This window comes from Cyanobium sp. LEGE 06143 (assembly GCF_015207535.1).
Classification (GTDB): domain Bacteria; phylum Cyanobacteriota; class Cyanobacteriia; order PCC-6307; family Cyanobiaceae; genus NIES-981.
The window spans coordinates 1-8,353 of sequence record NZ_JADEWP010000113.1; the positions used below are offsets into that span (position 1 = coordinate 1).

Genomic DNA, 8,353 nt, shown 5'->3' on the forward strand with positions numbered 1-8,353 from the left:
GGCCAGATGAACCGGGTGGGGTCGGCCCGGCTCGCCCTGGAGGCCGCCGGGGAGCGGGTGCGCGGGGCCGTGCTGGCCAGTGACGGCTTCTTCCCCTTCGACGACACGGTGCGGCTGGCGGCCGGCCTGGGCATCCGCGCGGTGATCCAGCCAGGCGGCAGCGTGCGGGACAAGGACTCGATCAGAGCCTGCGATGAGCTGGGGCTGGCGATGCTGCTCACCGGCCGACGCCACTTCCTGCACTGAGCCCCAGGCTGGGCTGGACAGCGAGGGGGCGGGGCTCAGTTGTAGTTTCGCTGCATCGTCTCCGCCCCGGCCACGCCATGCCTGAGTCGCTCGCCTACGGCCTCAACTTCCTGCATCCGCTGATGATGTGGAGCCTGCTCGGGCTGTCCGGCTACGGGCTGTTCCTGGGCATCAAGGCCAAAAAACTGCGCACGGCACCCGATGCCGAAACCCGCAAGCTGCTGATCAAGGGCCAGTACGCCAAGCGCCATTTCCAGGTGGGCAGTGTGCTGCTGGCCCTGGTGGTGATCGGCTGCTTCGGCGGCATGGCCGTCACCTACCTCAACAACGGCAAGCTGTTCGTGGGCCCGCACCTGCTGGTGGGGATCGGCATGACCTCGATGGTGGCCCTGGCCGCCTCGCTCACTCCCTTGATGCAGCAGGGCAACCTGATCGCCCGCAAGGCCCACGTGGGGCTGAACATGCTGATGGTCACGCTGTTTCTGTGGCAGGCGGTGAGCGGGATGCAGATTCTCAACAAGATCTGGGAGAACCGCCCAGCCTGAGCTGGCCGTTCAGAACTGCGCCCGCCGCCTGGGGGGACGCTCCAGGCCGTGGCTGTTGTGGAAGTCGTCCTGCACCTTCCAGGTGAGCTTGCGGGACACCTGGCGCACGATCTGGCGCAGCAGCCGCTCGCCACTGCTCTGCACCAGGCCATCCGGCAGCAGCGTGATCACCCCGGGCAGACGGATCCAGACGCTGAGGGCCAGATCCCAGCGCACCAGAGTGAGGGGTGCCTCCAGCTCGGCAGTGTTGTCGAGCCGCAGGGACGCCTGGAAGTCCACGTCGTAGAGACCTTCCAGGCCGGTGTCCCCCGCCGGGATGGGCACCGTGAGAATCCGGTAGACCCCCTCACTCTGGGGCAGCAGCTCCAGGGCGATGGTGGGCTCCACCTCGAAGCCGAAGTTGCCGAAGCGCCCCAGGGTGAGGCTGTAGCCATTGGCGCCGAGGGGCTCCACGGCCATCGGCGCGGCGCAGCGGCTGAACCAGCCCTCGTGGCGATCCAGATAGTGGGCCACCGCCTCCGTGGGGGCCCGCATCTCCATGAGATCGGCGAAGCTGCTCTGGTACAGGCGCACCCGGGAGTCGTCAGACTGGCGCAGCGGCGGAATGTCGTCCCGCTGGGCCGACCCGAGTGGCGCTGTCGACAGGGGGGTGGACGACAACAGCGACGGACGCAACGACAGGTTCAACCGGAACCGGCTTGGCGGACCCAGGTCACGAGCGCATGGCTCCAGCCCAGGGATCGCTGTGCTCTCAGTTCCACAGGAACCAATCTAGAGGCCCAGCCTCAGGCCTCGCTCAGCTCGATCAGCCGCTCGATCACCGCCTCCACGATGCGATCCGGGGTGGAGGCCCCGGAGGTGATCCCCACCCGGATCGGTCCCTCCGGCAGGAAGGGCGACTCCTCGGTGAGCTCACCGCCAAGGGGCATGTGCTCGATGCGGTTGCCCGGACCGATGCGTTCGGGGGTGTCGATGTGGAAGGAGCGGATGCCGCGGCTCACGGCGATCTCCTGCAGGTGGGTGGTGTTGGAGGAGTTGTAGCCTCCGATCACCACCATCAGGTCGAGGGGCTCATCCACCAGGGCGAACATGGCGTCCTGGCGCTCCTGGGTGGCATCGCAGATCGTGTTGAAGGCCAGGAAGTGCTCGTTGAGCTCGGCGGGACCATGGCGCTGCAGCATCGTGCGCTCCACCAGCCGGCCGATCTCCTCGGTTTCGCTCTTGAGCATGGTGGTCTGGTTGGCCACCCCGACCCGGATCAGGTCACGGTCGGGATCGAAGCCCGGTGAGCAGGCCTTGGCGAAGCGGGCCATGAAGGCCTCCCGGGCGGCGGTCCGCTGCTCGGCGCTGAGGTTCTGGTTGCCGAGCAGCACGTAGTCGCACACCAGCTGGGCCTCGGCCAGGTCGAGCACCACCAGGTAGGTGCCGGCAAAGGAGCTGGTGGCCAGCGTTTCCTCGTGCTTCACCTTGCCGTGGATGATCGAGGTGAAGGCATGCTTCTTGTGCTTCTCCACGGTGTTCCACACCTTCGACACCCACGGGCAGGTGGTGTCCACGATGTGGCAGCCGCGCTCATTGAGCAGCTGCATCTCCTGCACCGTGGCGCCGAAGGCGGGCAGGATCACCACGTCGCCGCTGGCCACGTCGGAGAAGTCCTTCACACCCCCCTCCACGGCGATGAACTGCACGTTCATCTCGCGCAGATGGTCATTCACCGAGGGGTTGTGGATGATCTCGTTGGTGATCCAGATCCGCTCACTGGGGTAGTGGCGGCGGGTCTCGTAGGCCATGGCCACGGCGCGCTCCACACCCCAGCAGAAGCCGAAGGCCTCGGCCAGGCGCACATTCAGCCGACCGCGCTGCAGCGCGTAGCCGTTGCCCCGCAGCTTGGCCACCAGATCGCTCTGGTAGGCCTGCTCGAGGCTGCCGGCCACCTCTTCGCCCAGGCCGAAGCCGCGGCGGTTGTAGCGCTCGGAATGGTGCAGGGATCGCTTGAAAGCACGGGTATCCACGGCGGCCCACAGCAGTGGCCGAACTCTATGGGCCTTCGCGCAGGGTTGCCGAATTGCCGCAGCAGGGCCGCAGACACGGCTGTCAGCCCGGCTGGCGCGGCTCCACCTGCGCCACTCCCTGCCAGTGGACGCCGCTGGCCGTGAAGCGGAACACGCAGGGCAGCACCTCCACGCCCGCCGCCAGGGCGGCCCGAAACAGCTCTCCGTAGCGAGGATCGGCGGAATCCCCGGGGGCAAAGCGTTCCACGTCGCCCCGGCTCAGGCAGGGCAGCAGCACCGCCCTGGCCCCGGGCAGCAGGGCCGCGAGCTCCACCAGGTGCTTCTGCCCCCGCTCGGTCACCGTGTCCGGAAAGAGAGCCAGCCGGCCCTGGGTCCAGGTGGTGTTCTTCACCTCCACGTAGATGGGGCGCGGATCGGCGGCCCCTGCCGCTGGCGTCAGCAGCAGGTCGATGCGGCTGCGGCGGTTCTGCCCGTAGGGCACCTCGGCCCTGATGGCGCCGATCGGGCCCAGCTGGGGCTCCAGGCAGCCCGCCTCGATCGCCGCCCGCACCAGCCGGTTGGGCAGGGCCGTGTTGATGCCCACCCAGACCGGCTGGCCATCGGCGCCCTCCACCTCGGCCTGCTCCCAGGTCCAGGCCAGTTTGCGGCTGGGTGAGGGGGCGTGCCGCAGCAGCACCCGCCCGCCGGGCTGCAGCACCCCGGTCATGGGCCCGGTGTTGGGGCAGTGGGCCGTCACCACGCTGCCGTCCTGCAGCTGCACGTCTGCCAGGAAACGCTTGTAGCGCTTGAGCAGCACCCCCTCCACCAGGGGGCCCAGCTCCAGGATCAGCGGGGCCATGGCGCAGCAGCCGGGGCGGCGAAGGGACGCCCGCCATACTGCCGCTCAAGCCAACGGGCCCAGGGGCCCGGATCCATGCCCCAGTCCCTGCGTCGCATTGCCCTGATCGTGGCCGCTGCCACGGCGATCAGCAAGGTGGCCGGCCTGGTGCGCCAGCAGGTGATCGCTGCCTCCTTCGGGGTGGGCATGGCCTACGACGCCTACAACTACGCCTATGTGCTGCCGGGCTTCCTGCTGATCCTGCTGGGCGGCATCAACGGTCCGTTCCACAGCGCCATGGTGAGTGTGCTGGCGCGGCGGCCGCGGCAGGAGGGGGCCCACGTGCTCGCGGCGATGAACACCCTGGTGGGGGCGGGCCTGCTGGTGGTGACCGTGCTGCTGCTGGTGGCGGCTGGCCCGCTGATCAGCCTGGTGGGGCCGGGCCTCGATGCCGAGCGCCACGCCATCGCTGTGGTGGAGCTGCGCTGGATGGCGCCGATGGCCCTGTTCGCCGGCCTGATCGGCCTCGGCTTCGGGGCGCTCAACGCGGCCGATGAGTTCTGGCTGCCGTCAGTGAGCCCGCTGCTCTCGAGCGTGGCGGTGATCGCCGGCCTGGGGCTGCTCTGGTGGCAGCTGGGACCGGCCATCACCCTGCCGGAAAACGCCCTGATCGGCGGCGTGGTGCTGGCGGGCAGCACCACCCTGGGAGCCGTGCTGCAGTGGCTGATCCAGCTGCCGGCGCTGGCGCGCCAGGGGCTGCACCGCTTCCGGCTGGTGTGGGACTGGAAGGATCCCGGCGTGCGCGAGGTGATGCAGGTGATGGGCCCGGCCACCCTCTCCTCCGGCATGTTGCAGATCAATGTGTTCGTGTCGCTGTTCTTCGCCTCGGGAATTCCGGCGGCGGCGGCGGGGCTGGGCTACGCCAACCTGCTGGTGCAGACCCCCCTGGGGCTGATCTCCAACGCCCTGCTGGTGCCGCTGCTGCCGGTCTATGCCCGGCTCACCGCTCCCGAGGACCGCCCCGAGCTGGTGGCGCGCATCCGCCAGGGCCTGATGCTCTCCAATGCCTCGATGCTGCCGCTCGGGGCCCTGATGACCGCCCTGGCGGTGCCGATCGTGGCGCTCGTCTACGAGCGGGGAGCCTTCGATGCCGGTGCGGCCACGCTGGTGGGCCAGCTGCTGATGGCCTACGGCATCGGCATGCCGGCCTACCTGGCCCGCGATGTGCTCGTGAGGGTGTTCTATGCCCTCGGCGACGGCGTCACCCCTTTCCGCTGGTCGCTGGCGGGGATCGGGCTCAATGCCATCTTCTGCTGGACCTTTGTGGGAGGCCCTGTCCCCGGGGGCGGCCAGTTGCTGCCGGGGCTCTATGCCGGTGCCGCCGGGCTGGTGCTGGCCACCGTGGCGGTGAACCTGATCACCTGCGCTGCCCTGCTGCTGGCCTTGCAGCTGCGGCTCAACGGCCTGCCGCTATGGCGCTGGGGGCGCGACACCGCCCTGCTGCTGGCCGCCGCCGTGGCCGGAGCCGCGGCGGCGCGGGCCCTGGCGCTGCTGGTGGGCTGGCCCGACAGCCTGATCGGCAGGGCCCTGCAGGTGGCTCTCAGCAGCGGACTGGGAATGCTGGTGTACGCCACCCTCTCCCACTGGGCCAGGGTGCCTGAGGCCCAGCAGGTGGTGAGCCAGCTGAGCCGCCGCCTGGCCTGGCCCGGCCGTCGCTGACAGGCCTGGCCAGGCCAGGGCCTGAATCAGGGCCTGGGCCCCACCTGACGCTCCTCGCGCACCTGCAGTGGCAGCTCCAGATGGGAGCGGCCCAGCAACTGGGGGCCCTGCACCGACACGATGCGGGCCTCGATGCCGAAGTCGCGGAAGGCGGTTTCCAGCTCCTGGATCAGGGCCTTCTCGACCTGGGCCTCCGCATCCACCACCTTGCCGATCAGGCGGCTGCCGAGCTTGCCGATCCGTTTGCCGACGACATCGCGGGCATTGGTGACCTCAATCAGCAGCACGGCCCAAGGGCATGGGGCGCAACCTTATCGGCCTTCACCACAAAATCGGTCGACTCGGCAACAACAAGCGCTCAGTGGCAGAAGGGTTCGATCACGTCTTCCAGATCCCGCAGCTGCCCGGGAGGCACCAGCCGGGCCAGGGGCAGGCGGGTGCTGCCCCCGCCGATCGGCACCTGCACGGCCTCCAGGGCCTGGCGGGCACACACCCCACTGCCGGCGTCGAGCCGGGCCGCGCACTCGATGGCCAGGGTCTGGGCCAGGCCGGCATCGCCCAAGTAGAGGTGCCAGCCGGCCACCTGCAGGTAGAGCCGGTCGGCCAGGGCGAGTTCCAGGTCCTTCAGTTCACTGGCGGAGAGACTCATGCTTCGGGGGCCGGGCGCATGGCGATGACCACCCCAGCGTGCATCAGCAGGCCCGTCAGCCACAGCAGGCTCACCAGGTTGAGGTGGGTCCAGGGGTGACGCAGCTCCTGCACCACCCAGAGGCCGCTGTTGATGGCAGCAAACAGGGCGGCGTGCAGGGTGAGGTTCACGATCCGCTCGAAGTGCCGGAAGGTGGGGTCTTCCGGGTTGGAGGGGCCGTACCAGCGGATGGGCATGGGAGAGCTCTGGGGGATCAGGGGCGGACCGATTGACGGATGGGCCCTCCGTGCGCTGAGAATGGTGCCATGCGCTTGTAGCTCAGCGGATTAGAGCATCTGACTACGGATCAGAGGGTCGGGAGTTCGAATCTCTCCAGGCGCGCTTTCAAACCACCCTGCTCCGGCTCCGCCTGGAGCTGTTTTTTTGGTGCTGTCCTGGGCGGCGGGCAGCCTCGGCTGACGTGTCTTTACGATCGATGCAAGACCAAGAACTGCTTCGATGGCCGACCCCGCGATGGCTGCCTCTGTGATGGCTGCTTGCGCCAGCCACGACCAACCCCTGGCGGCCGCCGACCCCGCCATCGCCGCCCTGATCGGCAAGGAGCTGGAGCGCCAGCAGACCCACCTCGAGCTGATCGCCTCGGAGAACTTCACCTCCCGCGCCGTGATGGAGGCCCAGGGCTCGGTGCTCACCAACAAGTACGCCGAGGGCCTGCCCTCCAAGCGCTACTACGGCGGCTGCGAGCACGTGGACGCCATCGAGGAGCTGGCGATCGAGCGGGCCAGGCAGCTGTTCGGAGCAGCCTGGGCCAATGTGCAGCCCCACAGCGGCGCCCAGGCGAACTTCGCCGTGTTCCTGGCCCTGCTGCAGCCCGGCGACACGATCCTGGGCATGGACCTCAGCCACGGCGGTCACCTCACCCATGGCTCGCCGGTGAACGTGAGCGGCAAGTGGTTCAAGGCCGTGCACTACGGCGTGGACCCCGAAACCCAGCAGCTCAACTTCGACAGCGTGCGCCAGCTGGCGCTGCAGCACCGGCCCAAGCTGATCGTGTGCGGCTACTCGGCCTACCCCCGCAGCATCGACTTCCAGGCCTTCCGCGCCATCGCCGATGAGGTGGGCGCCTTCCTGCTCGCGGACATGGCCCACATCGCCGGCCTGGTGGCCGCCGGCGTGCACGCCAACCCCGTGCCCGTGTGCGATGTGGTCACCACCACCACCCACAAGACCCTGCGCGGTCCCCGCGGCGGCCTGATCCTCTGCCGCGATGCCGAGTTCGGCAAGCGCTTTGACAAGGCGGTGTTCCCCGGCAGCCAGGGCGGCCCGCTGGAGCACGTGATCGCCGCCAAGGCGGTGGCCTTCGGCGAAGCCCTGCTGCCTTCCTTCCGGGCCTACAGCGACCAGGTGGTGCGCAATGCCCAGGCCCTGGCGCAGCGCATCCAGGAGCGGGGCATCGCCGTGGTCAGCGGTGGCACCGACAACCACCTGGTGCTGCTGGATCTGCGCAGCATCGGCATGACCGGCAAGGTGGCGGATCTGCTGGTGAGCGACGTGCACATCACCGCCAACAAGAACACGGTGCCCTTCGATCCCGAGTCCCCCTTCGTCACCAGTGGTCTGCGCCTCGGCACCGCCGCCTGCACCACCCGCGGCTTTGATGCCGAGGCCTTTGCCGAGGTGGCCGACGTGATCGCCGACCGCCTGCTCAACCCCGAGGATGGGGCGATCGAGGAGCGCTGCCGGCAGCGCGTTGCGGGGCTCTGCGAGCGCTTCCCGCTCTACGCCCCCACCCGTGAGCTGCAGTCGGTCTGAGCCCCTCACCTGCCCGTAATGTGGCGGCCTACGCCCTGCCCCCAGGCGCCTGCGTCGGCCCGCTGTCGTGACTCTTGCCTACAGCCCCAACGCTGCAGCGCTGCTCACCTTTGCCGTGGCTGCCGTGCTCACCGCCCTGGTGGTGCCAGTGGTGCGGCGGCTCGGCCTGCGCTGGGGGCTGATCGACGCCCCCGACGCCCGCAAGCAGCACACCACCCCGATGGTGCGGCTGGGGGGGATCGGCATCGTGATCGCCTTCAGCCTGGCTCTCGCCCTCACCTGGCAGCTCGGTGGCTTCGCCCAGCTGGAGGCCAGCAAGGATGCCCTGATCTGGACCACCCTCGGCGGCTCGCTGTGCTTCTTCGTGATCGGCCTGGCGGACGATCTGTTCGCCCTGCCCCCCTTGCCGAGGCTGCTGGGCCAGCTGCTGGTGTCGACGGCGGTGTGGCTGGAGGGGGTGCGGATCGGCAGCATCGATCTGCCCTTCGGCTGGATGGGGGCACCCTCCGCCGTGCTGCAGCTGCCTGACTGGCTGAGCCTGCTGGCCACCCTG

The 8,353-nt window shown here is 69.2% G+C and carries 9 protein-coding genes, 1 tRNA gene and 2 pseudogenes; 6 read left to right on the top strand and 6 right to left on the bottom strand.

Features of this window, described 5'->3' with window-relative positions:
• Positions 1–246, top strand: a pseudogene (gene purH, locus IQ216_RS08955) (bifunctional phosphoribosylaminoimidazolecarboxamide formyltransferase/IMP cyclohydrolase); the annotation flags it as partial.
• 77 nt (positions 247–323) lie between these two features.
• Positions 324–791, top strand: a complete 468-nt coding sequence (locus tag IQ216_RS08960) for a DUF4079 domain-containing protein (RefSeq protein WP_193815201.1) — start codon at positions 324–326, stop codon at positions 789–791.
• Positions 792–800: 9 nt separating this feature from the next.
• Here IQ216_RS08960 and IQ216_RS08965 read toward each other — a convergent pair whose 3' ends face one another.
• The 3 genes from IQ216_RS08965 to sfsA all read right to left on the bottom strand — a co-directional run bounded on the left by IQ216_RS08965 (position 801) and on the right by sfsA (position 3,641).
• A complete protein-coding gene (locus IQ216_RS08965) occupies positions 801–1,451 on the bottom strand; it encodes a DUF1997 domain-containing protein (protein ID WP_370566684.1) in 651 nt (216 codons plus the stop codon).
• Positions 1,452–1,576: 125 nt separating this feature from the next.
• Positions 1,577–2,803 (bottom strand): 4-hydroxy-3-methylbut-2-enyl diphosphate reductase, encoded by a 1,227-nt coding sequence (locus IQ216_RS08970; protein ID WP_193815202.1) that lies wholly within the window; start codon positions 2,801–2,803, stop codon positions 1,577–1,579.
• Between the two features lie 82 nt (positions 2,804–2,885).
• Positions 2,886–3,641, bottom strand: coding sequence for a DNA/RNA nuclease SfsA (sfsA, locus tag IQ216_RS08975; protein WP_193815203.1), 756 nt, complete (start codon positions 3,639–3,641; stop codon positions 2,886–2,888).
• Between the two features lie 75 nt (positions 3,642–3,716).
• On the opposite strand from sfsA, the gene murJ reads away from it, so the two are divergent.
• Positions 3,717–5,339, top strand: a complete 1,623-nt coding sequence (gene murJ, locus IQ216_RS08980) for a murein biosynthesis integral membrane protein MurJ (protein ID WP_193815204.1) — start codon at positions 3,717–3,719, stop codon at positions 5,337–5,339.
• 26 nt (positions 5,340–5,365) lie between these two features.
• On the opposite strand, the gene IQ216_RS08985 is transcribed toward murJ, so the two are convergent.
• The 3 genes from IQ216_RS08985 to IQ216_RS08995 all read right to left on the bottom strand — a co-directional run bounded on the left by IQ216_RS08985 (position 5,366) and on the right by IQ216_RS08995 (position 6,224).
• Entirely contained in the window at positions 5,366–5,626 is a 261-nt protein-coding gene (locus IQ216_RS08985; protein ID WP_186697394.1) for a cytochrome-c oxidase, read from the bottom strand.
• Between the two features lie 71 nt (positions 5,627–5,697).
• Positions 5,698–5,988: a DUF3181 family protein gene (locus tag IQ216_RS08990; protein ID WP_193815205.1), complete on the bottom strand. Its 291-nt coding sequence runs from the start codon at positions 5,986–5,988 to the stop codon at positions 5,698–5,700.
• On the bottom strand, positions 5,985–6,224 hold the full coding sequence (locus IQ216_RS08995) for a hypothetical protein (RefSeq protein WP_186697392.1): 240 nt from the start codon (positions 6,222–6,224) through the stop codon (positions 5,985–5,987). The genes IQ216_RS08990 and IQ216_RS08995 overlap by 4 nt, the downstream gene beginning before the upstream one ends.
• A 71-nt stretch (positions 6,225–6,295) precedes the next feature.
• Between IQ216_RS08995 and IQ216_RS09000 the strand changes: the two genes are divergently transcribed.
• The 3 genes and pseudogenes from IQ216_RS09000 to IQ216_RS09010 all read left to right on the top strand — a co-directional run.
• Positions 6,296–6,369, top strand: a tRNA-Arg gene (locus IQ216_RS09000).
• A 132-nt stretch (positions 6,370–6,501) separates the two neighbouring features.
• Positions 6,502–7,800 (top strand): serine hydroxymethyltransferase, encoded by a 1,299-nt coding sequence (gene glyA, locus IQ216_RS09005; RefSeq protein ID WP_370566685.1) that lies wholly within the window; start codon positions 6,502–6,504, stop codon positions 7,798–7,800.
• A gap of 67 nt (positions 7,801–7,867) precedes the next feature.
• A pseudogene (locus IQ216_RS09010) lies at positions 7,868–8,353 on the top strand (undecaprenyl/decaprenyl-phosphate alpha-N-acetylglucosaminyl 1-phosphate transferase); the annotation flags it as partial.